Origin of the sequence: Serratia sp. G204Y (genome assembly GCF_051172435.1) — a bacterium.
Classification (GTDB): domain Bacteria; phylum Pseudomonadota; class Gammaproteobacteria; order Enterobacterales; family Enterobacteriaceae; genus Serratia; species Serratia sarumanii.
Genome location: NZ_JBPIZA010000001.1, coordinates 1,876,702 through 1,901,329, shown reverse-complemented (window position 1 = coordinate 1,901,329; position 24,628 = coordinate 1,876,702). Strand labels below are relative to the sequence as shown.

Annotated in this window: 23 protein-coding genes and 4 tRNA genes; 15 read left to right on the top strand and 12 right to left on the bottom strand. The window is 57.5% G+C overall.

Translation table 11 applies throughout. The features are described 5' to 3' along the window. Positions 1-22: 22 nt before the first annotated feature. From pgsA to ACSBQQ_RS09310, 4 genes are all read left to right on the top strand, one after another. On the top strand, positions 23-571 hold the full coding sequence (pgsA, locus tag ACSBQQ_RS09325) for a CDP-diacylglycerol--glycerol-3-phosphate 3-phosphatidyltransferase (RefSeq protein WP_033637960.1): 549 nt from the start codon (positions 23-25) through the stop codon (positions 569-571). Positions 572-715: 144 nt separating this feature from the next. Next, positions 716-791: transfer RNA gene (locus tag ACSBQQ_RS09320), tRNA-Gly, on the top strand. A 674-nt stretch (positions 792-1,465) separates the two neighbouring features. Then, a tRNA-Cys gene (locus tag ACSBQQ_RS09315) sits at positions 1,466-1,539 on the top strand. Positions 1,540-1,549: 10 nt separating this feature from the next. Beyond that, positions 1,550-1,635 (top strand) — tRNA-Leu (locus ACSBQQ_RS09310). 177 nt (positions 1,636-1,812) lie between these two features. On the opposite strand, the gene ACSBQQ_RS09305 is transcribed toward ACSBQQ_RS09310, so the two are convergent. Then, positions 1,813-3,153 carry an anaerobic C4-dicarboxylate transporter gene (locus tag ACSBQQ_RS09305; RefSeq protein WP_033646470.1) on the bottom strand — a complete coding sequence of 447 codons (1,341 nt, stop codon included), beginning with the start codon at positions 3,151-3,153 and terminating at the stop codon, positions 1,813-1,815. A 231-nt stretch (positions 3,154-3,384) separates the two neighbouring features. Between ACSBQQ_RS09305 and ACSBQQ_RS09300 the strand changes: the two genes are divergently transcribed. From ACSBQQ_RS09300 to ACSBQQ_RS09290, 3 genes are all read left to right on the top strand, one after another. Continuing rightward, a complete protein-coding gene (locus ACSBQQ_RS09300; RefSeq protein ID WP_060428472.1) occupies positions 3,385-3,837 on the top strand; it encodes a PaaI family thioesterase in 453 nt (150 codons plus the stop codon). Positions 3,838-3,978: 141 nt separating this feature from the next. Further along, on the top strand, positions 3,979-4,260 hold the full coding sequence (locus tag ACSBQQ_RS09295; RefSeq protein ID WP_033638003.1) for a hypothetical protein: 282 nt from the start codon (positions 3,979-3,981) through the stop codon (positions 4,258-4,260). Further along, positions 4,226-4,777: a hypothetical protein gene (locus tag ACSBQQ_RS09290; RefSeq protein WP_033638004.1), complete on the top strand. Its 552-nt coding sequence runs from the start codon at positions 4,226-4,228 to the stop codon at positions 4,775-4,777. Before ACSBQQ_RS09295 ends, ACSBQQ_RS09290 begins: the two co-directional genes overlap by 35 nt. Positions 4,778-4,845: 68 nt before the next feature. On the opposite strand, the gene ACSBQQ_RS09285 is transcribed toward ACSBQQ_RS09290, so the two are convergent. The 6 genes from ACSBQQ_RS09285 to ACSBQQ_RS09260 all read right to left on the bottom strand — a co-directional run bounded on the left by ACSBQQ_RS09285 (position 4,846) and on the right by ACSBQQ_RS09260 (position 11,891). Further along, a complete protein-coding gene (locus ACSBQQ_RS09285; protein ID WP_033646469.1) occupies positions 4,846-5,115 on the bottom strand; it encodes a hypothetical protein in 270 nt (89 codons plus the stop codon). Between the two features lie 91 nt (positions 5,116-5,206). Continuing rightward, entirely contained in the window at positions 5,207-5,344 is a 138-nt protein-coding gene (locus tag ACSBQQ_RS09280) for a hypothetical protein (protein WP_162062229.1), read from the bottom strand. Positions 5,345-5,484: 140 nt separating this feature from the next. Continuing rightward, on the bottom strand, positions 5,485-6,987 hold the full coding sequence (gene proP, locus ACSBQQ_RS09275) for a glycine betaine/L-proline transporter ProP (protein WP_033646468.1): 1,503 nt from the start codon (positions 6,985-6,987) through the stop codon (positions 5,485-5,487). A 417-nt stretch (positions 6,988-7,404) separates the two neighbouring features. Further along, positions 7,405-8,772, bottom strand: a complete 1,368-nt coding sequence (locus ACSBQQ_RS09270) for a TolC family protein (protein ID WP_033646467.1) — start codon at positions 8,770-8,772, stop codon at positions 7,405-7,407. 3 nt (positions 8,773-8,775) lie between these two features. Next, entirely contained in the window at positions 8,776-10,713 is a 1,938-nt protein-coding gene (locus tag ACSBQQ_RS09265) for a MacB family efflux pump subunit (protein ID WP_033646466.1), read from the bottom strand. Continuing rightward, a complete protein-coding gene (locus tag ACSBQQ_RS09260; protein WP_033647449.1) occupies positions 10,710-11,891 on the bottom strand; it encodes an efflux RND transporter periplasmic adaptor subunit in 1,182 nt (393 codons plus the stop codon). The genes ACSBQQ_RS09265 and ACSBQQ_RS09260 overlap by 4 nt, the downstream gene beginning before the upstream one ends. 239 nt (positions 11,892-12,130) lie before the next feature. Here ACSBQQ_RS09260 and cho point away from each other — a divergent pair, with 239 nt between their 5' ends. The 5 genes from cho to ACSBQQ_RS09235 all read left to right on the top strand — a co-directional run bounded on the left by cho (position 12,131) and on the right by ACSBQQ_RS09235 (position 14,501). Beyond that, positions 12,131-12,979, top strand: coding sequence for an excinuclease Cho (cho, locus tag ACSBQQ_RS09255; protein ID WP_039567115.1), 849 nt, complete (start codon positions 12,131-12,133; stop codon positions 12,977-12,979). Positions 12,980-13,091: 112 nt separating this feature from the next. Further along, positions 13,092-13,188, top strand: a tRNA-OTHER gene (locus ACSBQQ_RS09250). Positions 13,189-13,373: 185 nt separating this feature from the next. After that, on the top strand, positions 13,374-13,673 hold the full coding sequence (locus tag ACSBQQ_RS09245; RefSeq protein WP_060419571.1) for a sigma-S stabilization anti-adapter protein IraP: 300 nt from the start codon (positions 13,374-13,376) through the stop codon (positions 13,671-13,673). Between the two features lie 123 nt (positions 13,674-13,796). Next, on the top strand, positions 13,797-14,300 hold the full coding sequence (locus ACSBQQ_RS09240) for a YlaC family protein (protein WP_033638009.1): 504 nt from the start codon (positions 13,797-13,799) through the stop codon (positions 14,298-14,300). Between the two features lie 69 nt (positions 14,301-14,369). Beyond that, positions 14,370-14,501 (top strand): hypothetical protein, encoded by a 132-nt coding sequence (locus ACSBQQ_RS09235; protein WP_015377413.1) that lies wholly within the window; start codon positions 14,370-14,372, stop codon positions 14,499-14,501. A 62-nt stretch (positions 14,502-14,563) separates the two neighbouring features. On the opposite strand, the gene ACSBQQ_RS09230 is transcribed toward ACSBQQ_RS09235, so the two are convergent. From ACSBQQ_RS09230 to mdoC, 5 genes are all read right to left on the bottom strand, one after another. Beyond that, the gene (locus ACSBQQ_RS09230) at positions 14,564-14,692 is read right to left on the bottom strand and encodes a hypothetical protein (RefSeq protein ID WP_033638010.1); all 129 of its coding nucleotides are present in this window, start codon (positions 14,690-14,692) and stop codon (positions 14,564-14,566) included. Between the two features lie 249 nt (positions 14,693-14,941). Continuing rightward, positions 14,942-16,663, bottom strand: a complete 1,722-nt coding sequence (locus ACSBQQ_RS09225; RefSeq protein WP_033638011.1) for a potassium/proton antiporter — start codon at positions 16,661-16,663, stop codon at positions 14,942-14,944. A 283-nt stretch (positions 16,664-16,946) separates the two neighbouring features. Beyond that, positions 16,947-17,171 (bottom strand): hypothetical protein, encoded by a 225-nt coding sequence (locus ACSBQQ_RS09220; protein ID WP_033638012.1) that lies wholly within the window; start codon positions 17,169-17,171, stop codon positions 16,947-16,949. A gap of 302 nt (positions 17,172-17,473) precedes the next feature. Next, entirely contained in the window at positions 17,474-18,490 is a 1,017-nt protein-coding gene (locus tag ACSBQQ_RS09215; RefSeq protein ID WP_060428474.1) for an acyltransferase family protein, read from the bottom strand. 214 nt (positions 18,491-18,704) lie between these two features. Next, a complete protein-coding gene (gene mdoC, locus ACSBQQ_RS09210; RefSeq protein ID WP_060428476.1) occupies positions 18,705-19,835 on the bottom strand; it encodes a glucans biosynthesis protein MdoC in 1,131 nt (376 codons plus the stop codon). 259 nt (positions 19,836-20,094) lie between these two features. Here mdoC and mdoG point away from each other — a divergent pair, with 259 nt between their 5' ends. From mdoG to ACSBQQ_RS09195, 3 genes are all read left to right on the top strand, one after another. After that, positions 20,095-21,663, top strand: coding sequence for a glucans biosynthesis protein MdoG (gene mdoG, locus ACSBQQ_RS09205; protein ID WP_170310366.1), 1,569 nt, complete (start codon positions 20,095-20,097; stop codon positions 21,661-21,663). Further along, complete coding sequence (mdoH, locus tag ACSBQQ_RS09200; RefSeq protein WP_060426386.1) at positions 21,656-24,214, top strand: glucans biosynthesis glucosyltransferase MdoH; 2,559 nt, start codon at positions 21,656-21,658, stop codon at positions 24,212-24,214. Before mdoG ends, mdoH begins: the two co-directional genes overlap by 8 nt. Positions 24,215-24,378: 164 nt before the next feature. Further along, positions 24,379-24,624 (top strand): YceK/YidQ family lipoprotein, encoded by a 246-nt coding sequence (locus tag ACSBQQ_RS09195; protein WP_033638018.1) that lies wholly within the window; start codon positions 24,379-24,381, stop codon positions 24,622-24,624. Positions 24,625-24,628: the final 4 nt, after the last annotated feature.

Below are 24,628 nucleotides of genomic sequence, written 5' to 3'. Positions count from 1 at the left end.
GCCAGATAGTTACCGTAGCATTATGCAATTGAATATACCGACTTGGCTTACCCTGTTTCGCGTAGTTCTGATCCCATTCTTTGTGCTGGCGTTTTATCTGCCGTTCAACTGGGCTCCGATGGTTTGCGCCGTTATCTTTGTGTTCGCCGCCGTCACCGACTGGTTTGACGGCTTTCTGGCACGCCGCTGGAAACAAACGACGCGCTTCGGGGCGTTTTTGGATCCGGTTGCGGACAAAGTGATGGTGGCGGTGGCGCTGGTGCTGGTGGCGGAGCACTACCACAGCTGGTGGATCACGCTGCCGGCGGCCACCATGATCGCCCGTGAAATCATCATTTCGTCGCTGCGCGAGTGGATGGCGGAAATTGGCAAGCGCAGCAGCGTGGCGGTATCCTGGATCGGCAAAGTGAAAACCATGGCGCAGATGATGTCGCTGGTGGGTTTGCTGTGGCGGCCGGATCGCTCCGTAGAGTATGTGGCGATTGGCTTGCTGTATATCGCGGCGGTGCTGACTTTCTGGTCGATGTTCCAATATTTGAAAGCGGCGCGCAACGATCTGCTGGAACCGTGATCGATACGCTGCAAAAATCGGCAAACGATCGTGATGAGCCAACAATTTTATTGACTCATCACGTCAGGCAAGTAGAATGCATCGCATCAGACGACAACGATGAATTGCCGAAAGATAGCAAATAAATCAGTCAGTTCTGGTAATGCGGGAATAGCTCAGTTGGTAGAGCGCAACCTTGCCAAGGTTGAGGTCGCGAGTTCGAGCCTCGTTTCCCGCTCCAAACATTAGCCTGTTGAATCCCCGTGATTCGGCAGGTAAGCGAAAAGGGGCTTCGGCCCCTTTTTCGTTTTCTATTCCTTTGCCGTCCGGTGAAACCCTTCTTCATCCTGCTAGCTCGATTATTGCCACTATATCTGCTGTCGTTTTCATACCCCAGGATGCATCCGTTGCATGGTGCAATCAGGCACATTTGATTGGGCGCCGTACGGTGCACAATCTGACGTCAGTCTCCAGCCTTGCAGTTGCGTTGGCCGTTCGGGGCAGCGGCACCGGAGATTCATGATAATGTTATGCCTGATATCCCATCACCATAAGCAAGTGAAAAGCCGCAGAGGGCGCGGGTAAGCGATTCCTGCCGAGAAAAAAGATCCGATTTGCCCGTGAATCCCTGAACCGATGCATATAAAATCAACATTTCGCTTGCCTTTCCGTTGGCATTGTGAACAGTGCGCCCACAAAATAAGCAGTTGAAAGCGTTAGAGAACTTTTTGCTATTTCGGGGGGTTGCCAAGGTGGGGGGTTTAGTCCATAATGCAGTCCATCGATTCGGCGGTAACGAAATAAATTACTTAAGAATCAGATGATTAAGATAAGCGATTTAAACATCGCCGATCAAAAGAACAAAACGAAGTGGGTGAATCACCGGCTTTGGCCTGAAAAGGCAAACAGAATAAAGGCGCGTTAACAAAGCGGTTATGTAGCGGATTGCAAATCCGTCCAGTCCGGTTCGACTCCGGAACGCGCCTCCAACTTTCCCGAGCCCGGGTGGTGAAATCGGTAGACACAAGGGATTTAAAATCCCTCGGCTTATGGCTGTGCGGGTTCAAGTCCCGCCCCGGGTACCAGGGAACAAAAATACCGAATAATCAAAGCAATAAGTAGTAATGTCGTAGACCGCCGAGAGGCGGTTTTTTTGTGCCTGAAATTCGCGTTACACCTGTATTCTTCCTTTTTTGTCATACCCCATGCCCATGGATTGTCATCCTGCTTGCAGGGAGCCCCGCAGGGCTCCGCAGTACCAATCATAAGAAACCGAACGCCGCAGCGAGGATCCAGCCGAAGACGCAGGAGACGCTAACGCCGATCAGGCCGGGCAGAATAAAGCTGTGGTTGATCACGAAGCGGCCGATGCGGGTGGTGCCGGAGCGGTCGAACTGGATCGCTGCCAGATCGCTGGGATAGGTTGGCAGAATGTAATAGCCGTAGCAGGCCGGCGCCGAAGCGACGATATAGGCCGGGTTGACGCCGATCGCCAGCGCCACCGGCACCAGTGCCGCCAGCGCGGCGGCCTGCGAGTTGACGAATTTCGACACCAGCAGCAGGATCAGCGCATAGGCCCAGGGGTACTCTTTCACCAGCACGCCCAGCGTGGCTTCGATCTGCGCCAGGTGCGCGCCGAACATGGTTTCCGCCATCCAGGCGACGCCATACACCGCCACAATGGCGATCATGCCGGAGCGGAACACTTCGTTTTTAGAAATAGACGCCGGGTTGGTGCGGGTGATGATGACGATCAGCGCCCCGGCCATCAACATGCACATCTGGATCACCAGGACCATGGAGAGCGGCTTGCCGCCGAAGCTGGGCCGCAGCTCGGAAAATGCCCCCAGCACCGCCACCAGGGCGATGGTAGCGAGGAAAATCCACATGGCGATCCAGTTGCTGCGCGGCAGCACCCGGTCCAGCAAGGTGGCGGCATCGCCATAGACGTAGCGATGGTTTTCCGGCACCGAGATGAATTTCTGGAACTCCGGATCTTTGTCCAGGTCTTTGCCGCGGAACCAGCTGAAGATGCCGATCGCCAGAATGCCGCACAGGGTGGAAGGAATGGTGATCGACAGCAGGTCGAGGAATTCCAGATGGCGGCCATTGAAGGTATAGCTGCTGAGCATCGCCACCAATGAAACGACCGCTACCGAAACCGGGCTGGCGATAATGCCCATCTGCGCGCCGATCGAGCTGGCCGCCATCGGCCGTTCCGGGCGGATGTTATTTTTGATCGCCACGTCATAAATGATCGGCAAGATGGTGTACACCACGTGCCCGGTGCCGCACAGAATAGTGAGAATGCAGGTCACGAACGGTGCGATGATCGAGACGTAGCGCGGGTTGCGCCGCAGCATCCGTTCGGCGATTTGCAGCATCACGTCCAGCCCGCCCGAGGCCTGCAGGGTGGCGGAGGCCGCCACCACCGCGATGATCACCAGCATCACGTCTACCGGCGGTTTGCCGGGCTGCAGGTGAAAGCCGAACACCAGGATCATCAACCCGATACCGCCCAGTAACCCCAGCGCAATGCCGCCCTTGCGCGCCCCATACAGCAGGCATGCCAATATAACCGCTAATTGCAGAAAGAAATCCATGATAGATACGCCTTAATAATGTTGAACTTAACTGCGTTCAGTTTCCGGCGGCGGTTACAACAGAAAGTTGTTTTAAATCTAAAGGCGCTAAAAAACTGTGGTTATTGACGCTAAAGAGTGATGGTGCTCACACTCAGTGAATCAAGGGGGAAGAAGCCACCAGCACGAAAAAGCAAACCAACAGGTCAGACCTCTACTATATGAAAGGTTTACTGATCCGAGGAGAAAACCATGGACCCGACAAAAATGACCGGGCTGGCGCTGTTACAGGCTGCAATGGCCGGCAAGATCCCAGCGGCCTCGATCGCTGAAACCGTGCCCATGAAGCCGGTTGCGGTGGAAGAAGGGTATATCTGCATCGTGGCGCGGGCAGACGGGCGCCATCTGAATCCGCTGGGTGGCGTACATGGCGGCTTTGCCGCCACGGTATTGGACTCGGTGACCGGTTGCGCGGTGCACAGTACGCTGGGCGCAGGCGTAGGTTACGGCACCGTCGATCTGCAGGTAAAAATGCTGCGCCCTGTGCCGAAGGAGAGTGACCTGATCGCCGAGGGGCGTCTGGTCTATGCGGCGAAGAACGTCGCTTTCGCTGAAGGCACGCTCAAAACGGCAGGAGGGAAGCTGCTGGCTTCGGCAACCGCCACTTGTTTTATCATTCGCCCCACCGAACAAGCACCGCAATAACTCGCTCGTTATCGGGCTTCGGGCTATCAACCCGGGGCCCGATGCATTTCTCTTCGGCTGCATACATTGCTACGCTACGATGACAGGCGCGATACGCCATTGTGGTCTAGTATTCTTGGGTAAAAATTTATCGGAGTGATTATGCAGCCGTATAAAGAGGTTGAGTTTGATCATGAGCTTTGTCTGGCGATCGGCAAAGCCGTATTAGACGTGGTGGCGCAGGGGGAAGAAACCAGCGCTCCGGCGGTGATGAACGCGATTGAGCGGTCGGTGGAACAGGGGTTGAATGACGACGAAACGGCCATCGCCGACGACGCCCTGGATTTGATGGCTCGTCTCGTCCACGGCTTCAGCTTCATAAATCTAGCGGATGAAGAGGATACTTCCCATGCATTGGTTGAATTTCAAACGCTACAAGAGTGACGTTGCCAAACAGGCCGTGCCGCCGCATTTGAATGCGGCTGAATTTGCGCGGCATTACGCCGACAAGCCGCAAGCCGATACGGAAGAGTATCTTTCGCTGAGCGGGGAGATGTGCTGGGATGCGGTGGTGCTGTGCGCCCACCGTTCAGGCGCGCTTAGCAAGGCGAAATACAAGCAGCTGTGGCAGACGGTATTCGATAAGCAATACAAACATTTCGTCAGCCCTGACGATACCGAGATCCGCACCATGGCCGATATGTTGCGCGCGCCGCAGGGATGTTTTATCGGCATATTTTCCCTGCGTGACGCGACGGCGCCCCGTTTGCTGCATGCCATGATCGGCACCGGTGCAGGCTTTGCCGCCGGCAATAAAAATCTTTGCATCGGCGTGGGGGGCGCGGTCGGCTGGGAAAATCTCAATCTGGCGCGCGATCTGCGCTGGCAGCCGGAAGGCGGTTTTTTACGCCAGGGCGACAACGAAGTGCTGCGCATTTTTTACCGGCCTTTCCCCGCCTGAGCCGGTTCGCCCGCTTTTAGAGTAAAAAAAACCGCCGTCTGGCGGTTTTTTGTTGGCGGGTATCCCCCTTATTTGAACCCGCCGTTGCGAATGAATTCGAGACCGGCGGCAGTGATCCGCGTTTGATGCGGGTCGATATCATAGTTGTTCTCGTCGATGTCGCTCATCACATAGGCCTGTATCAGGCCCTTGGTTTTGAGATAGGCGAAGGGATCGGCGAAGGCGTGCGGGCTGGTGGCGTCTTGTTTCCACAGTTCATAGGTTTTTTCATCCAGCGTGCCGGGGTGATTGGCGGCCAGCCGGGTCAGGATCTGATTGTAGAACGCATAGTCGGTCATGATGCGGTCCTCTTTATCGCGAGCGACAGTCTCGGAAAATGGCGGTAAGGCCTTTCAATCATAGCCGATGTTTTCCGCCGTCGGCATGGGGTTAGCCGCGTTGGCTTTCAATCCAGTGGAACAGACGTGAAATGCTCAAGGTGATATCACCGATGTTGAAGAGTGCGCCAAGCCACAGGGCGAGCATAACCAGGATGCCGATGATGATGGAAAGGTCCATCGTGCTCATGATTATGTTCTTCATTAATAAAGGTGTGCGGCAAAGCGTGCCACCAATCCCGCTTGCCATAAAATGCGCTGCGCATTATTCCTTTTGAAATCAAAGTAAAAAAGCCACCCAAACGGGTGGCTTTTGTGTTTTCGCGCCGATCAATCCAGCTTGGGATGCTGGTCGATCAGGATCTGCTTTTTCTTTTCCAATTCGGCGATCTGCGCGTTGATGTCCTCGACTTTCTGTTCGATGTTGTCGTAGGTCTCCTGCAGCAGCTCTTTCGCTTCTGAGCGGTCCGAAGCGGCCGGCGTCGCGCCGCGCAGCGGCTTGTTGGCGGTTTCTTTCATGTACAGACCTGTGATAAGACCGATCACCGCCACAACCATCAGGTAGTAGGCCGGCATGTACAGGTTGCCGGTCGCTTCGACCAGCCAGGCGGCGGCGGTCGGCGTCGCACCGGCGATCAGCACCGAAATGTTGAACGAAATCGCCAGCGCGCTGTAACGGATGTGCGTCGGGAACATCGCCGGCAAAATCGAGGCCATCACCCCGGTGAAGGAGTTGAGCAGCACCGCCAGCACCAGCAGACCGACGAAGATCAGGCCAATCACGTTGCTGTTGATCAGAATGAAGCACGGGATCGCCAGCGCCAACAGGCCGATGCTGCCGCCGATAATGAACGGCTTACGGCCGATGCGGTCGCTGGTCAGGCCGATTACCGGCTGTACGAACAGCATGCCGATCATGATGGCGATGATGATCAGAACGCCGTGATCTTCCGAGTAGTGCAGGTTATGCGACAGGTAGCTCGGCATGTAGGTCAGCAGCATGTAATAGGTCACGTTGGTGGAGATGACGATACCGACGCACACCAGCAAACTTTTCCAGTGTTTGGCCGCGATCTCTTTGAACGAGGTTTTCGGCGGATTTTCGATGGCGTTGCGGTCATCTTTTTCCATCTTGTCCACGTGCTGCTGGAACGCCGGGGTTTCTTCCAGCGCATGGCGCAGATAGAGACCGATCAGGCCCAGCGGTGCGGCGATGAAGAACGGGATACGCCAGCCCCAGTCGAGGAAGTTGGCTTCGCCGACGATGCTGGAGATCAGCACCACCACGCCTGCGCCCATCACAAAGCCGGCGATGGAGCCGAAGTCCAGCCAGCTGCCCATAAAGCCGCGTTTGCGGTCCGGCGAGTATTCGGCGACGAAGATCGCCGCACCGGAATATTCACCGCCGACGGAGAAGCCCTGCGCCAGCTTGGCCAGCAGCAGCAGGATCGGTGCCCAGATACCGATCGACGCATAGGACGGGATCAGGCCGATACAGAAGGTGCTGACCGCCATAATGATAATGGTCACCGAGAGCACCTTTTGGCGACCGAACTTATCGCCCATGGCGCCGAAGAACAGGCCGCCGAGCGGACGCACCAGGAAGGGTACGGAGAAGGTCGCCAGCGCGGCGATCATTTGCACGCCGGGAGAGGCGCCGGGGAAGAAGACCTGGCCAAGCGCATAGGCGACAAAGCCGTATACGCCGAAGTCGAACCACTCCATCGCGTTGCCCAGGGCTGCTGCGGTGATCGCCTTCTTGAGTTTGCTGTCATCGATGATGGTGATGTCGCTAATGTGCATCGGTTTATGTCGTTTTTTTCTTAACTTCATATAATCATCCCTTAATGAATTATTCGTTGTTCGTGAAAGCGTAATCTCCGTTCACTGTTGTTTTCGAGTTATCAAATCGGCTAATCGAATCGCGGTTCAAGACGATTCATTATCCACATTTAAGATGGGATGTGGATCACAAAATATCGTCGTTTATGCCAAGGTTATGTCATTTAGGTGACTAATTATTTTGCATCTATAGCTTAACGTTATATCTTGCGCCGATCAAATCCAGCAGTTTAACTTAAGTGTTTGCACCGATTTGGTGCGAGAATGGTCTAATAATTGTGCGATTTGACGGTTTTTCGTCTGATTAGGTATGTTTGAAGTATAGAGAGTACGGGAGATAAAACAGGAAAAATTGATGTGTTCACCGCTAAAAAATCACCTGGCCGGAGGATGGCCAGGCTGTTTGGTTTAGGGTACCGACGAACCGCCGAATTCCAGATAGATTTTCGCCAGGTTCTGGTACTGCGCGAAGCGGTTCTCGTCCACCGCCAGTTCCGCTTGACGGCGCTGCTCCTGAGCATTTAGCCAGTCGGTAATGGTGACGGCGCCCTGCCGGTAACGCACCTCGTTCAGCCGCTCCGATTTGCGCGCCAATGCCAGCGAGGCCTGCAGCTGCGTCTCTTGCGCCCGCAGCTGTGCGCGCAGCGACAGGGCGTTATTCACATCACCCATCGCCTTGTACAGCGCCTGCCTGAAGGCCAGCACCTGCTGTTCGTAGTCGTTACGGGCGATCTTGATATCCACCCCCATTTGCTGCCATTGCAGGAATGGCAACGTCAGGCCGGCGCCGAGGCTGCCCGTCGGGTTGCGCAGGAACTCCAGCAGCGCGCTGCTGCTGGCGCCCAGCGAGCCGGTCAGGCTGAACGCGGGATAGTACTGCAGACGTTTCTCGTCGACGTTGGCCAGGGCGGCGCGCAACCGCAGCTCTTTGGCGCTGAGATCCGGGCGCCGGCTCAAGACGCTGGCGGGGATGCCGGTGTTGATCTGCGGCATCGCCGTCGTCGGCAGACGCGCGGGCGCGATGGTGGCCTGGCCTGAAGGCGCGCCCAACAGCACCGTCTGTTCATTCAGCGCCTGTTGACGATCGTGTTGCAACGCCAGCAGCCGGTTTTCCTGCGTCAGCACGTTTTGTTCCGCGTTCACCACGTCCAGCGCCGAGATGCTGCCGGCCCGGTAGCGGGCGTTGGCCAGCCGCAGCGTCTGTTTGGCGTAGGCGATGCTTGCCTGGCTGACGCCGATCTGCTGATTGAGGAAGCCGATGCGCCAGTAATTCGTGGCGGCGTTGGCCAGCAACGTCAGGCGCGCCGTCTGCAGATCCTGCTCGGAAGCCTGGCTGGCCCACTCGGCGGCATCGCGCTGGCGCGCCAGTTTGCCCCAAAGGTCGACTTCATAGCTCGTAGAGAGCGTCGCGCCGCTGGTTTTATTCCAGGCGGAGGACTCCGACAGCGGGCGATTGATGCTGCTGTTCAACGAGGCGTTGACGTCGGGGGCGGTGCTGATGCCGACACGTTCCGCCTCGAGCCGCGCACGGTAGACGCGCAGCACGGCGACGGCCAGATCGTTGTTGCTGTCCATCACCTGTTGCAGCCAGCGATCGAGCTCGGGATCGTGGAAATCGCGCCAGTCGAACGGCGTCGGCGCGGCATTGTCGGCGGCGTGCTGCCAGCTCGTCGGATAGTTGACCTGCGGCGCCCGGTAGTCGCTTTTCAGGGCATTGCCGCAGCCGGCGGTGAGCAGGGCGGCGAGGCTTAACGCCAGGGGAGATAAAATTTTCATGGGTTACTCGCTGGCCAATGAAACGACCGGATCCATCCTTGCCGCTTTGCGGGCGGGGAGATAACCGAAGATCATGCCGATTAAGGTTGAACAGAAAAACGCCGTCGCGGCGGCTTGCCAGGAATAGATGGCGGTGAACATGCCGCCCGCCAGCGAGGTGAACAGCGACCCGGCGGCGAACGACAGCGCGATGCCCAATGCGCCGCCGATCAAACAGACCAGCACCGCCTCGATCATGAACTGTTGCATGATGTCGCCGCGCCTTGCGCCGACCGCCATGCGCACGCCGATCTCATGGGTGCGCTCGGTCACCGAGACCAGCATGATGTTCATCACGCCCAGGCTGCCGATCACCAGCGAGATCGAGGCCACCATCAGGATCAGCAAACTGAGCGTCATCGAGGTGCGCTCGATCGATTTACGGAACTGATCGCGGTTGAACGTCATGAAATCTTTTACGCCATGGCGCTGAGTCAGCAACTGCGTGATGGCGCTGACGGCGGCTTCGCTGGCGACGTCATCCTTCAAGCGCACGGTGATGCCGCTGAGCGTGGTTTTGCCGACCATACGGTACATCACCGTGCTGTAGGGCATCCAGACGCTGATGCGGTTGGGCGCGTAGCTGTGTTCGCTTTTGGCGACGCCGACCACCCGTGCCGGCACCGAGCCGAGAAACACGATCTGGCCGAGAGGCTCGACGCCGAAATCGCCGAACAGCGCCTGGCGCGCATTGTCGTCGATGATCACTTCCTGCAGCGCGTTGCGATCGTCGCGGAAGGTGGCGCCTTGCACCAGCGTGATGCCGTTGACGCGGAAATAGTCGCGGCCGACGCCGGTGATTGACGCGGTGGCGGATTTGCTGCGAAAACGGATGCTGTCGGACGCGCTGACTTCCGGGCTGACGCTGTCGACGAAGCTTTGCTGCGCCAGCGCGTCGGCATCGGCCGGCACCAGGGTGCGGATGCTGTCGATGGCGTCGTCGAAGAAGTCACGCCCCGGATAGATGCTCACCACGTTGGTGCCGAGCCCCTTGATATTCTCCAGCGTGCGCTGTTTGGCGCCTTCGCCCAGCGCCACCACCGTGACCACGGCGGCGATGCCGAAGATAATGCCGGTCATGGTCAACGCGGTGCGCAGGCGGTGGGCGTTCATCGCCTTCAGCGCCATGTGCAGCGACTCGCGGGTGCGGTCGATAAGACTTTGCCAGCCGCTTTGCCGGCTGCGGTTCGGCGGCGGTAGCGCGACGGCGGGTGCCGATTGGCGGCCGCTGTCAGCGATGATTTTGCCGTCTTGCAGTTCGATGACGCGCTGCGCATGTTGCGCCACTTTCATATCGTGGGTGACGATCACCACGGTGTGGCCGCGTTGGTTCAGCTCGCTGAGGATCGCCAGCACTTCCTGGCCGGATTGGGTGTCCAGCGCGCCGGTCGGTTCGTCCGCCAGGATAATTTCGCCGCCGTTGATCAGCGAGCGCGCGATGCTGACGCGCTGCTGCTGGCCGCCGGAAAGCTGGCCGGGCTTGTGGTCTTCGCGCCCCTCCAGGCCCAACCGCGCCAGCAGTTGCGCCGCTCGCTGCCGCCGCTGATCGCGCCGGGCGTTGGCGTAGATGGCCGGAATTTCAACGTTGCCCAGCGCGCTGAGATCGGGCATCAGGTGGTAACGCTGGAAGATAAAGCCGATATGCTCGCGGCGCAGGCGGGCCAGTTCGTCCGGCGACAGGTGGGCGGCGTTCTGGCCGCTGATGTAGTAGTCGCCGCGATCCGGCACGTCGAGGCAGCCCATGATGTTCATCAGCGTCGATTTGCCGGAACCGGAGGCGCCGATGATCGCCACCAGTTCGCCGGCGGCGATGGTCAAATCGATGTCTTTCAACACCGTCAGCGCCTGGCCGCCGTTGGTGTAGGTTCGGCTGATGCCTTTTAGCTCGATGATCGCGTTCACAGGAAGATGCCATCCTCAGCCGGCTTGGCGGCGGGCTGCGACAGCACCACGGTTTCACCGGCTTTCAGGCCGCTGAGGATCTGAATGTCGACGTTGTTGGTGATGCCGGTGGTCACTTTGCGCGTTTCCAGCCGCTGGTCTTGGGTCAGCACCTGCACCTGCTGCTCTTTGCCATCGATTTTATGCACTGCCTGGATCGGCACCAGCAGGGTGTGCTTCGCTTCGCCGAGCAGCAAGGACACCTGCGCGGTCATGGCGATGCGCAGGCGGTTTTCCGGGTTGGGCACGTCCAGCAGCGCGTTGTAATAGACCGACGCGTTCGAGGTGCCGGAACCGGAGGCGGAGCTGGTGCCGGCGAGCGAGTCGTCTTTCATTACCGATTCCGGCGCCAGTTCGATGGTGCGCAGCGTGGCGTCGTAGCGTTTATCCGGATCGGAAAAAATAGTGAAGTACGCCTTTTGCCCCGGTGAAATGCGGGTGATGTCGGCTTCGGAGATCTGCGCCTTGATGGTCATCATATCCAGCCGCGCCAGCTTGACGATGGTCGGCGCGCTTTGGCTGGAGTTGACCGTTTGCCCCTGCTGCGTAACCACGGCGATGACGATGCCGTCCATCGGCGCGACCACGCGGGTATAGCCCAGATCGATTTTTTTCTTGTCGACTTCAATCTGCGCCTGCACCAGGCGGGCATTGAGCGAAAGCTGCTCGGCGCGGGTGGTGGCGAGCGTGGCTTCGGCGGTTTCGAAGTCCTCCCGCGAGCTGGCTTCGTCGTTCAGCATGCGGCGCTGGCGTTTGAAACGCGACTCGGCCTGTTTCAGCTGCGCCTGTTTGGCCTGCAGTTCGGCCTTGATGACGTTCAGCGCCGCCTCGGCGTTGCGCAGATCGTTGCGCTGTTGCAGATCGTCGATGTCGGCGATCGGTTGCCCTTTGGTGACGCGATCGCCCAGTTTGACCTTCAGCGATTTCACTTCACCGGAGACCCGCGCACCGACGTTAACGCGTTCGACGGCATCCAGTCGCCCGGTGGCCAGCACGGCGTTCTCGATATCGCCCAGGCGGGCCGTTGCGGTAACGTAATCCTGCTGCGGCGGGCGTTGCCAATAGAGGGCCAGCGCGATGGCGACGCAGATGAAAATGATGACGGCGATCAACGCCAGACGACGGGGGGTGAGTTTCAGTGAAGTCATGCCCAGGTTTTCCATAACGATAAAAGCGGCGGTTCCAGTCTGCCATCATGGCAGCGCCAGCTTGAACTGGCGCTAAACGTGAGGCGCTTTCCCGCTGGAAAGGGGATAGTAAAGGCTTTCCCGATAAAGATCACGGCGAGTTATTATCCTTCGGGGTGCAACCGGCTGTGTGGCGCGTTATACTGGGTAAAAAACCAGTATTCATTCATCAGCAGGATAACGCCGCCGCCATGATGCCAAACCGCCTCGAGCCGGAACTCGACATTTACCAATACCCGGAGCACCTGCGCGCCTGTCTGGCGCCGTTGCCCAAGGGGCCGGGCGTCTATCTGTTCCACGGCGAGAGCGAAAGCCTGCCGCTTTACATCGGTAAAAGCGTCAACGTACGCAGCCGCGTAATGGCGCATTTTCGCGCGCAGGACGAGGCGAAAATGCTGCGCCAAACCCGGCGCATCAGCTTTATCGAGACCGCCGGCGAGTTGGGCGCATTGCTGCTGGAGGCGCAGTTGATCAAGCAGCAACAACCGTTGTTCAACAAACGCCTGCGGCGCTCGAAACAGCTGTGTGCGCTGCGTCTACAGGCGGACACGGTGACGATTGCCCACGCCAAAGAGATCGATTTCGCCGTCACTCCCCACCTCTACGGGCTGTTTGCCAATCGCCATGCCGCGCTGGAAAAATTGCGCGCCATCGCCGACGAGCATCGTTTATGTTATGGCAAGCTGGGGATCGACAAGCTGCCCGCGGGGCGAGCCTGCTTCCGCTACAGCCTGCGCAAGTGCGCCGGCGCCTGCTGCGGCGTGGAGTCGGCGCAGGAACATGCGCAGCGGCTCGGTGCGGCGCTTGAACAGCTGCGCATCGCCTGTTGGCCATTCGCCGGGCGCGTGGCGTTGGAAGAACAGGGCGAGACGCTGCGTCAGTACCATGTGATTCACAATTGGTTTTATCTGGGCTCGGTCAGCAGCCTGGCGCAGGCGCAGCGGCTGCAGAGTGCGGCCAGCCATTTTGACAGCGATGGCTACAAGATTTTGTGCAAGCCGCTCATGGCCGGCGATTATCGGATTATTGAGCTGCCGTAATGCCATAACGCTGTCGATAGCCTAAGACTTATCTGTAAATTCAGCGCATTATGCTAAAAAAGCTTGAGTCCATAATGTTGTTATGGATAATGGCGCCCCGAAGCGAAGGAACGCGCTATTAACTCAGTTGGCAGAGTGATTGGTTTTATAATGGCTTGTTTTGGCTTGAAAATTGATAGACGCGGGTTCGAGTCCTGCATAGCGCGCCAGCTTTCTTCCCTTCATCTCACCGCGCTTACCGTAAAGCGCACCCGGGTTGATTTGCACTATCGGCTCCTCGTTGGGATTTTCGGGTGTGCTTTACCGTAACCGCTGGCTTTCCTTCCTCTTTCTCTTTCGATCCTTTGCTAAACTGTAATCAGGCAGGCTTGCTGCCCGGCAACAGGAGGTCGATATGTCTCACTCCGAGCAACTGCAGGAACTCTTGCAACGCGTCGCCGCCCTCGAGGCGAGAGAGAAAGCGCTGAGCGCCGCGTCCAACGCTTATCAGGCGATTATCACCACCATGTTGGGCAATATGGAAAAGAACGAACGCGATCGGATCATCGCGATGATCGATCAGGCCCATGAAATCGCCTACGCCCGCGCCATTCAACGCAGCAACGAACCGCAAAAGCAGAAAATCAAACAGGCCGACGATGTGGCCCAGCGCATGTTCATGTTTGCGCAAGGCAAGGCCGCCCAACCGCGCTGAAGCCGAACTATAACAGTTGCAGCCATTAAGTTGGCTAACTGATCTACCTGGCGAAACTGTACTTGTGTTACTTTTAGCGGTGAGATTTGATGGCAATGCTGTTTCCAGCATAAGGTTGTAACGATGGACGCGATTAAAAGCATCTTGGTTAAAGAGATTGAACAGATCAATCGGCGCGAAGGGCGTGACGGCAAGCCGCGCTTCAACAGCGAATTCGCTCGCACTCACCGCTATCTGTGCCTTGCCATGTTCGCCGGCTATTTCGCGGTGATCGCCGTGATGTACCAGGTGCCGTACATGGGGATATATGCTTTCCTGGGCTTCACCGCTTTTGTGCTGTTCATGTTCGCCATGCTGCTGATCGAGATCCGGCCGGTATACCGCTTCGAGGACATCGGGGTGCTCGATCTGCGGGTTTGCTACAACGGCGAGTGGTACTTTACCCGCGCGCTGTCGCCCTATGCGGTGCAGCAACTGCTGGAGGAGCCGTCCATCGGCGCCGCGCTGAAACAGAAGATGCGCGTGATCATCGGCAACAAGGGCGAAATCGACTTCTACGACGTGTACGACATGGCGTACGGAAAAAAGCCGCAGGATGAGCAGCCGCAGCTGGCGGCGGCAAACTGAAAGGTTTCCGGCCGGCGGCTTGTCGATTATACTCAGCGTTTGAACGAGAAGCAGAATGAGGATCAAGCGATGAGTGATGATATTTTCGATTTTGATATCGATGCCGAACTGGCGAAAGCCGAAGAAAAAGCGGCGCAGAAGGTAAAAGAGGTCCCTGAGTTCCTCGAAGACGAAGCGGACTGCGAAGGTTGCAAGATCTGATCGCCTGCCCCATAAAAAAAACCGCCGCGGCGGTTTTTTTTATGTCTGAGCGTCGTGGGGCGTCAATCCAGCACGAATCCCCAGATCAGCAACGTCGCCACCAGAATCAGGCAAAGCGCGGACACCGTCACCAGTATTTTCCCCAGAATGTCTTTTTCTTGTTCCTGCTGCGTCACGTTGAAATTATCCAATTAAAAGTCTATGGACCAAACCGGCGATGCTGAGATCGAGCGCCGCTACGCCCAGCGCCATAAGCATCATTACCGAAAGAAATCGAGTCTTGCCGTTCACGTCCTTAATCCCTGTGGACGCCGCTGTTAAGTTTTTATATCAAAGGGATATAATTCAGCGACGCCCTATTTCATGCATCATGATAGTGATTAAGAACGTTCTTAAGGCCAGAAGTTCCCTCGTCTGATAGTGCAGCCGGTGCGGCAGCGTCAGTCGGTTACGATCCGCACGCCTATCTTGCTGACTTGATTGCCGTCCATTTCGGCGATGGTCCAGGTCAGGCCGTCCCATTCCACCTGGTCGCCGATCACCGGTTCGCCGCCGATCAGCTGAATGACGAACTGGCCCAGCGTCTGCTGCTCGTCCACGTCGTCTTGCAGATTGAGGCCATAAAGCTGCGAGATGTCGCTTAAACGGGCATCGGACTGCAGGATAAAGTCGCCGAAGAAGCGCTCGTCGAGCGTCACGGCCGGCGCCTGGCTGAACAGTTTGCCGAGGATGGGCAGGTCGTGCTCATGGCCGATAACGCACAGAATATCGTTCTCCCGCAGGCGGGTACTGCCGCTTGGGTGCAGCAGTTCTTTGCCGCGGAACAGGGCGGCGATGCGGGTATTGGGTGGCATCTTCAGCTCTCGCAGCGCCGCGCCGACGCACCAGTTTTCCGCCGAAAGCTGATACACGAACTGTTCCCACTGGTTTTCCGGATGTACGTCCAGCCCAACGCGGGAGATCGGCGTCAGCGCCGGCGGCACGATCACCTTGGCTTTTTTGGCGGCAAACGACAGCGTGGTGCCTTGCAGCAGCAGGGAGACCAGCACCACGAAGAACGCCACGTTGAAAAACAGCTGGGCGTTGGGCAGCCCGGCCATCATCGGGAACACCGCCAGGATCACCGGCACCGCGCCGCGCAGGCCGACCCAGGAAATAAAGCCGCGCTCGCGCAGGGTAAAGCTGCGAAACGGCAGCAGGCCGATAAACACCGACAGCGGACGGGCGAACAGGATCATCCACAGCGACAGCAGCAGGGCAGGGATGGCGATCGGCAGCAGCTCGTGCGGGTTGAGCAGCAAGCCAAGCACCAGGAACATGCCGATCTGGCTGAGCCACGCCAGGCCGTCGAAGGTTTGTACGATGCCGTGCCGGTTACGGATCGGCCGGTTGCCCAGCAGCAGGCCGCACAGATACACCGCCAGAATGCCGCTGCCGTCCAGCGCGGTGGTCAGCGCAAAAATAAGAATGCCGCCGCTCACCGCCAGCAGCGGATAGAGGCCGTCCGCCAGTTTGATGTGGTTGATCAGCGTCAGCAGCAGCCAGCCGCCGCCCAGACCGAAGACGATGCCCATACCGAACTGCTGCATCAGATGCAGCGGGAAGGCCCAGCTCAGCGCGGTTTCCCCGGCGGCGATCATCGCAATCAGCGTGATGGTGAGAAACACCGCCATCGGATCGTTGCTGCCGGATTCGATCTCCAGCGTGGCGCTGACGCGTTCGTTCAAACCTTTGCCCCCCAAGAGGGAGAATACCGCGGCGGCGTCGGTGGAACCGATAATGGCGCCGATCAGCAGCCCCTGCAGCAGATCGAGATTGAACAGCCAGGCGGCGGCCATGCCGGTCAGACCGGCGGTGATCACCACGCCGATGGTGGCGAGAGACAGCGCCGGCCACAGGGCGACGCGGAAAGAGCTGACCCGGGTACGCATGCCGCCGTCGAGCAGGATCACCGCCAACGCGAGGTTGCTGACCAGATAAGCGACGGGGTAATTGCTGAAGACGATGCCGCCGGGGCCATCGACGCCGGCCAACATGCCGATCGCCAGAAAGATCACCAGGATCGGAATGCCGAGCCGGGAAGAAAATGAGCTGAGCAGAATGCTTGCCCCCACCAGCACGGCACCGATGACGAACAAACTGTTAATGGTGCTGGCATCCAAAATATCGCTCTCCTGAGGCTGGGGGATAGGGGGCACTGCGAGTGTGTCGATGATAACGTGTTTAGTGGGTAAAACGCCAAGGCTGATTGCGAAAACAACCGATCAATTATTGCCCTTTGGTGTGATTAAACGAAGAAAGTGAGGAGAAGAGGGAGATTCCTGCCTTTTATCCAACATTATCAGGCTGCTGTATTTCTGATTCGGCAATAATGTTCGATCGTGGCTGAGGGAAAAACCATTAAGCCCGCGCAGGCAGGCTTAATGGTTTGCAGGCGCGGTAGGATTAATGATCGAGCGATTCCAGCGCCCGTTTGATCAGCTCGGAGGCCAGCTTGCTTTCCGCTTCGGAAATGCCGTCGAGATTGAAGTTGGAGAGCTCAGCGACCAGAATGCTGCGTTCTTTGCCGCTGATCGAAGCGTCCAGCGCGGACAGCAACCTGCCGAGGATCTTCAGCAGGGTGGCGTTTTCCGCTATGGCTTCCTGAGCCGGAGTGTTCTTGTCGGTCATTCAAAATCCTCTCTGTCGTGACGGAAGGGAGATGCAGCTAACGCCATCGAATGAATTAAACGATCGCGCAGCCCTTCGGGGGTGTTGAGCCCAATCACTACCGTAAGGCAGGGATCCGGATTTCTACTTATGCATTGCAGTTATAACGGCTAGGTTATCTATGCAGCCGTATCACTTTGCCCTAACGGGCGACGTCAGGCTGAGCAATGTGTGCTCTGCATGGCAAGAGAGATGGCGCAACCGCGAGGTTGCGCCATCAAGTATAGCGTCGGGAGGAAAATGTGAAGGCGGCGGAACCGCCCTCAGGAGATTTTTTCTTTTCGCAGACGGTTATTGAAGCGAGGACGATCCAAGAGAAAAGTAAGGTGCAGACGCTGTATCAGCGCATAGGCGATAACAGGGGCGATCAGCCCGAATAGCGTGCCGGCGATCGCTTGTGTTGGCCAATGGCTGATATGCATAAATTTGGTCAGTATGATGCGTAAGCCGCTGGCCGCGAGGATATGCATCAAATAGATGACCATGCTCAATTCGCCGAGTCGTCTCAGCCAGGAAAGATTCGTCTTGGCCAGCAGAACCGACAGGCTGACGATCAAGAAGATGGCTTCAACCGCCAGTAACAGGGAGAAACTGCCGGTATCGGTATACAGCAAGCCAGAATAGCCGTGGAATCCCCACTGCAGCGCGATGAACGCGATCAAGGAGGCCAGCAGCGAACCGAAACCCAGATTGGCGATGAGGGAAGCGTAGCGAATGGCAAAAGCGCCAAGCAGGAAGAAGATCAAGAATCGGGTAATGTAATCAAAATGGAAGGCTTTGGTTAGGCTGTCTTGGTAGAGATACAGCCCCGCGCTGATAACGATCAATACCGGCAGGAGATAACGGTATTTTTCTTTGCTGTACAGCAAGGTGGCCAAAACAAAGACCATGAACAAGGCGTACAGGAACCAAAACTGCGCGCGTGGATGCGTAAACAGCGACAGGACATCGCCCAGGCTGGAAGGGTTATTGGTATAGCGCGACAACAGTACTTCCACCATGCCTTGCAGTAGCGACCAGACAACATAGGGATAAACGATGGTGTCTATCTTGCTGATCAAAAAGCTGGTTTTTCCCTTTTTATCCAAGGATTGCGTAAAAAATAGACCGGAAAGGAAGAAAAACAGCGGCATATGAAAACTGTAGATAATGCTGTCCGTCAGTAGATAGGATGAACCGGAAAGCTGAATGCCCGCGCTGTATAGACCCCGATTAACGTGGCCAAAAACCACGAGAATGATGCCGATTCCCTTGGCATAATCGACCCATGCTTCTCTCATATGTGTACCTAGCCCAGAAGTAACGCAACTGATTTATAAGTATGAATATGAGCGTAACAGGCAGTTGCCGTTTTGCAATGTATCCCGGGGATTAGGAATAATATTAGGAAAATGCTCAGGGCAGCTACCGCCGCGCCGAGGTAGTGAGGCGTATTATCATTGATGAGGTTAATTTCTGGATGAAAAATCATCACCCAGAAATGGGGTGGGAAGCCTAACGCGGCTTGCCGGAGAACAGGAAGCGCAGCAGCGGAACGCGTTTGTGCAGTTCATATAACGCGAAGGCCAGCGAGAACACAAACAGCAGGCCCAGCAAGAATCCCAACAGGTTGTTGCCGATATAAGGCGTCACGAAAGCGCCATATATCAGGGTCAACGGATGGTGCACCAGATATATAAACAGCGAAGCGTTGACCAGATAGGTGATGCGCGGCGAGTGATAATTCAGCAGGTTATGCCCGAAAGAGAACGCCACGTTGGTCATCAGGATCCCCATTAGGGTTTTGATCACCACTTCCAGCTCGAACATATAGCTGCTGTGCGCCAGCAGCTTTTGGTTCAGCATATATGCGATAAACAGCAGCAGCGAACCGAGCAGCGCCAGCGGTGAGCGGCGCAGAAAAATCTCCTTAAGCCACACATACTTAAACGCATAAGCGCCGAGGATGAAGAACGGCAGGTAGAACATCGTCTCCATCACCACGAAATTGAACAGGCCGTTGGATAATAGCTGCGGTACAAAAATTAAAATAATGCGGTGCGCGGCCGAATAGCATATCGCATAAATAAAGAAATACAGTGAGATGTTTCCTAATCCACGCATTCTGTTTATTAATGCAGGAATATGTTCACGGGGTTGACGCTTGATGTTGCGGAACAGATAAAAGCAGGCGCAGGTTAACAATGACAGGGTCAATAAGAACCAAAGATGAGACACCAATTCCCAAACTGTTACATTTATTTTCTGATAGAGAGAAAACTCATCCCAGCCGTTTAATTTATCGGTGAAATATTTCAGCATGAAAAACTGCGGCACCGTGATTAGCGGGATGGAACTCAACAGCGGGATCGCCACCCGCTCCAGCCTGACCTTCAGCCACTGGTGGCGCTCGTAGCGCTCGTAAAGCATGTAGGAGAAGTAGCCGGAGATCACGAAGAACACCTGCATGCGGAAGGCGTGGATGAAGTCGTTCAGCACCGTGAGCGAGAAAGAGGGCGACGGGCTGTTCACCGCCCAGGCGTGGCTGGAATAGATCAGTGAGAGGTGAAACGGGATGCCGAGCAACATCAAATAGGCTCTGATGGAGTCGAGAAAAAACTCGCGCTGTTTGCTGCCTTTAGTCATAGATTACCGCTGGTGATTTAATCGAGAGTTCATTAACACGCTTAATAAGTCGTCAAACGTTAAATTGTTATCCGGAACCCTACTATAGCCCCCCGCATTTTTCCATAGCGTCTTGTTGCGCGGCTTGCTACGCTGGTGTTCCATCAGCTGCTTAAACAATGAGCCGTAAACATGAACCATCCATTTATCATGTTGTCGGAAAGCTGAGTAATCCATTAATATGGATTTAAATGATTTGAGCACACGAATAGGGGGGGATGTGCTAGTTAATATATTATCCGGACAACCACGCGCCGCGAGCGTTCGTTGGTTAGGTGCTACCGTATTGTTCACGCTGTTCAGTTCGCCGGCATGGGCCTTTTCTATTGATGATGTGGCCAAGCAGGCGCAGGACCTGGCGGCGAAAGGTTTCGAAGCCCCGAAGAGCAACCTTCCTTCTCAGTTCCGCGAGATGAAGTTCGCAGACTATCAGCAGATTCAGTTCAATCACGATAAAGCCTATTGGAGCAAGCTGAAAACCCCTTTCAAGCTTGAGTTTTATCATCAGGGGATGTACTTCGACACGCCGGTGAAAATCAATGAAGTCACCTCCACCAGCGTAAAACAGATCAAGTACAGCCCGGATTACTTCAACTTCGGTTCGGTCAAACACGACCCTGAATCGGTGAAAAATCTCGGTTTTGCCGGCTTTAAGGTGCTCTACCCGGTCAACAGCGCCGACAAAAACGATGAGATCATGAGCCTGCTTGGCGCGAGCTATTTCCGCGTGGTGGGTAAAGGGCAGGTTTACGGGCTTTCCGCTCGCGGCCTGGCCATCGATACCGCTTTGCCGTCCGGCGAAGAGTTCCCGCGTTTCCGCGAATTCTGGGTTGAGCGTCCGAAGCAGGGCGACAAGCACCTGGTGATCTATGCGCTGCTGGATTCCCCGCGCGCCACCGGCGCTTACCGTTTCACGGTGATCCCGGGCCGCGACACCACCGTGGACGTCGAGTCCAAAGTGTTCCTGCGCGACAAGGTGGGCAAACTGGGCCTGGCGCCGCTAACCAGCATGTTCCTGTTCGGGCCGAACCAGCCGTCGCCGACGTTGAACTACCGTCCGGCGTTGCACGACTCCAACGGCCTGTCTATCCATGCCGGCAACGGCGAGTGGATCTGGCGCCCGCTGAACAATCCTAAACACCTGTCCGTCAGCACCTATACCGTCGAGAATCCGAAAGGCTTCGGTCTGCTGCAGCGCGGCCGCAACTTCAAAGAATATGAAGATCTGGACGATCGTTACGATCTGCGCCCGAGCGCCTGGATTGAACCGAAGGGCGACTGGGGCAAAGGCAAGGTTGAGCTGGTGGAGATCCCGACGGCGGATGAAACCAACGACAACATCGTCGCGTTCTGGACGCCGGATACGCTGCCGGAAGCCAAAAAGCCGCTGACGCTGAGCTACCGCCTGAACTTCACCCGCGATGAAGACAAACTGCATTCGCAGGACATCGCCTATGTGGCCCGCACCATGCGTTCGACCGGTGACGTGAAGCAGTCCAACCTGATTCGCGAGCCAGACGGCAGCGTGGCCTTCCTGGTCGACTTCGTCGGCCCGGTGCTGAAAGGGCTGGACGCCAATACCCCGGTCGCCTCTCAGATCAGCATCGGCGACAACGGTGAAATGGTAGAAAACAACGTCCGCTATAACCCAGTGACCAAAGGCTGGCGCCTGACGGTGCGTCTGAAAGTGAAAGACGACAAGAAGCCGGTAGAAATGCGCGCGGCGCTGGTCAATGGCGATAAGACTCTGTCGGAAACCTGGAGCTATCAGCTACCTGCCAATGAATAAGCCTACTCAACCCGCCCAGGATTATCTTGCGGCGCTGCCTCTGACCGCCGAGCGGTCGGAGGCGCTCAACCCTCAAACGGCGGATGACGCTCAGGCACTGGAGGCGCTCCATCGGCAGATGGGCGCCGCCGACGCCAACGTCAATAGCCTGTCGGCGGATGACGTGGCGCTGGCCTCGGTCAAACCGCGTATCGAAAACGCCTGGCCGGATGCGGTCAGCGATGACGACTTCGATACCGACGCCGAAGGGCGCGCCATTCTGAAGGCGACGCCGCCGATCAAACGAACCACCATGTTCCCGGAAGCCTGGCGCACCAACCCGGTGGCGCGCTTCTGGGATTCTCTGCTGGGGCGTTCGCCGCACAACCGGCACGCCACCAAAGAGGAGGCCGAGGCCGAGAACCGCTGGCGTACCGTCGGCTCCATGCGCCGTTATGTGCTGCTGGTGCTGATGCTGGTGCAAACCGGCATCGCCACCTGGTACATGAAAACCATCTTGCCTTATCAGGGCTGGGCGCTGATCGATCCTATCGCCATGCTGGATCAGGATCTGATGCAGTCGGTGCTGCAGCTGCTGCCATATGTGCTGCAAACCGGCATTCTGATCCTGTTCGCCGTACTGTTCTGCTGGGTCTCGGCCGGTTTCTGGACCGCGCTGATGGGCTTCCTGCAGCTGCTGATCGGCAAGGACAAATACAGCATTTCCTCCACCATCAAGGGCGATGAGCCGATCAATCCGGCGCACCGCACCGCGCTGATCATGCCGATCTGCAACGAAGACGTCGAACGCGTTTTCGCCGGCCTGCGTGCGACCTATGAGTCCGTCGCCGCGACCGGTCAGCTGGAACACTTCGATATCTACGTGCTGAGCGACAGCTACGATCCGGACATCTGCGTGGCGGAGCAAAAGGCGTGGATGGAGCTGTGCCGCGATGTCGACGGCCACGGCCGCATCTTCTATCGCCGTCGCCGCCGCCGCGTCAAACGCAAGAGCGGCAACATCGACGACTTCTGCCGTCGTTGGGGCGGTGAGTACAGCTACATGGTGATCCTGGATGCCGACAGCGTGATGAGCGGCGAATGCCTCACCGGGCTGGTGCGTCTGATGGAAGCCAACCCGAACGCCGGCATCATCCAGTCCGCGCCGAAGGCGTCCGGCATGGATACCCTGTATGCGCGCGTGCAGCAGTTCGCTACCCGCGTTTACGGGCCGCTGTTTACCGCCGGCCTGCATTTCTGGCAGTTGGGCGAGTCGCACTACTGGGGCCATAACGCCATCATCCGCGTGAAGCCGTTTATCGAGCACTGTGCGCTGGCGCCGCTGCCGGGCGAGGGCTCCTTCGCCGGTTCAATCTTGTCGCATGACTTCGTTGAAGCGGCACTGATGCGCCGCGCTGGCTGGGGCGTGTGGATCGCTTACGATCTGCCGGGCAGTTACGAAGAGCTGCCGCCAAACCTGCTGGACGAGCTGAAACGCGACCGTCGCTGGTGCCACGGCAACCTGATGAACTTCCGCCTGTTCCTGGTGAAGGGCATGCACCCGGTGCACCGCGCGGTGTTCCTCACCGGCGTGATGTCCTACCTGTCGGCGCCGCTGTGGTTCATGTTCCTGGCGCTCTCCACCGCGTTGCAGGTGGTGCACACCCTGATGGAACCGCAATACTTCCTGCAGCCGCGGCAGTTGTTCCCGGTCTGGCCGCAGTGGCGGCCCGAGCTGGCGATAGCGCTGTTCTCCACCACGCTGGTGCTGTTGTTCCTGCCGAAGCTGCTCAGCATCGTGCTGATCTGGGCCAAGGGCGCGAAAGAGTACGGCGGGGCGTTCCGGCTGTTCATTTCGATGCTGATGGAAATGCTGTTCTCGGTGCTGCTGGCACCGGTGCGCATGCTGTTCCATACCGTGTTCGTGGTGAGCGCCTTCCTCGGTTGGGAAGTGGTGTGGAATTCGCCGCAGCGTGACGACGACGATACGCCGTGGGGCGAAGCCTTCCGCCGCCATGGCTCGCAGATGTTGCTGGGCCTGGTGTGGGCCGGCGGCATGGCGTGGTTGGATCTGCGCTTCCTGTGGTGGTTGGCGCCGATCGTGTTCTCGCTGATCCTGTCGCCGTTCGTGTCGGTGCTTTCGAGCCGCGCGACGCTGGGCATGAAGAGCAAACACGCCAAGCTGTTCCTGATCCCGGAAGAGTACAACCCGCCGCGTGAGCTGTTGGCGACGGAAGAATACCTGCATCTCAACCGCAATCGCGCGCTGACCAACGGCTTTATGCATGCGGTGGTCAACCCGTCCTTCAACGCGCTGGCGACGGCGTTGGCGACGGCGCGTCACCATCTGCGCGCGACGCTCGATCGCAACCGCGAGGAGCGGGTGAACGAAGCGCTGCAGCTGGGGCCGGAGAAGCTGGCGAAGGGCAAACGTCTGGAGCTACTGAGCGATCCGGTCACGCTGGCTCGTTTGCACCAGCGCGTCTGGCTGTTGCCGGAAGGCGCCGCCTGGCGTGAGCACTATCAGCAGTTGCCGCACAACCCGCTGGCGCACCCAACGGGCCGGCGTTAATCGCTGAACGGCAACGCCCAGACGGGGAATGCGCATGGCGCATTCCCCGTTTTTTTTACCTTTTGCTTACGTGCGTCGGTGCCGGCGGAGAAAGGGAACTGTGGTAGACTGCGGCCGATGCGTTGTTCACTCGCGAAACAACCCCCTTGCTCAGAGTCAATGTCGTGAATCTCTCTTCCTACCTTCGGCTGGCCTGCGTGGCGGCCGGCGTGATGGCCCTGACCGGCTGCGGCAGCATTATCAGCCGCACCGTGCCCGGCGCGGGGCATGGCCACCAGTACTATCCCGGCGTGCAGTGGGATCTGCGCGATACGCCCTGGCGCTACGTCACGGTGATAGACGTGCCGCTGTCGATGGTGGTGGACACCTTTATGCTGCCGTTCGATGCGCAGCACGGCCCCTATGAATAAACCC

Coding starts and splice junctions, on each gene's coding strand:
- proP (WP_033646468.1), bottom strand. CDS start 6,987: ATGAAGTTAAGAAAAAAACGACATAAACCGATGCACATTAGCGACATC.
- cho (WP_039567115.1), top strand. CDS start 12,131: ATGATGCCAAACCGCCTCGAGCCGGAACTCGACATTTACCAATACCCG.
- ACSBQQ_RS09290 (WP_033638004.1), top strand. CDS start 4,226: ATGCATTGGTTGAATTTCAAACGCTACAAGAGTGACGTTGCCAAACAG.
- ACSBQQ_RS09280 (WP_162062229.1), bottom strand. CDS start 5,344: ATGAGCACGATGGACCTTTCCATCATCATCGGCATCCTGGTTATGCTC.
- ACSBQQ_RS09215 (WP_060428474.1), bottom strand. CDS start 18,490: ATGAGAGAAGCATGGGTCGATTATGCCAAGGGAATCGGCATCATTCTC.
- mdoH (WP_060426386.1), top strand. CDS start 21,656: ATGAATAAGCCTACTCAACCCGCCCAGGATTATCTTGCGGCGCTGCCT.
- mdoC (WP_060428476.1), bottom strand. CDS start 19,835: ATGACTAAAGGCAGCAAACAGCGCGAGTTTTTTCTCGACTCCATCAGA.
- pgsA (WP_033637960.1), top strand. CDS start 23: ATGCAATTGAATATACCGACTTGGCTTACCCTGTTTCGCGTAGTTCTG.
- ACSBQQ_RS09220 (WP_033638012.1), bottom strand. CDS start 17,171: ATGACCGACAAGAACACTCCGGCTCAGGAAGCCATAGCGGAAAACGCC.
- ACSBQQ_RS09305 (WP_033646470.1), bottom strand. CDS start 3,153: ATGGATTTCTTTCTGCAATTAGCGGTTATATTGGCATGCCTGCTGTAT.
- ACSBQQ_RS09295 (WP_033638003.1), top strand. CDS start 3,979: ATGCAGCCGTATAAAGAGGTTGAGTTTGATCATGAGCTTTGTCTGGCG.
- ACSBQQ_RS09270 (WP_033646467.1), bottom strand. CDS start 8,772: ATGAAAATTTTATCTCCCCTGGCGTTAAGCCTCGCCGCCCTGCTCACC.
- ACSBQQ_RS09300 (WP_060428472.1), top strand. CDS start 3,385: ATGGACCCGACAAAAATGACCGGGCTGGCGCTGTTACAGGCTGCAATG.
- ACSBQQ_RS09245 (WP_060419571.1), top strand. CDS start 13,374: ATGTCTCACTCCGAGCAACTGCAGGAACTCTTGCAACGCGTCGCCGCC.
- ACSBQQ_RS09285 (WP_033646469.1), bottom strand. CDS start 5,115: ATGACCGACTATGCGTTCTACAATCAGATCCTGACCCGGCTGGCCGCC.
- ACSBQQ_RS09240 (WP_033638009.1), top strand. CDS start 13,797: ATGGACGCGATTAAAAGCATCTTGGTTAAAGAGATTGAACAGATCAAT.
- ACSBQQ_RS09235 (WP_015377413.1), top strand. CDS start 14,370: ATGAGTGATGATATTTTCGATTTTGATATCGATGCCGAACTGGCGAAA.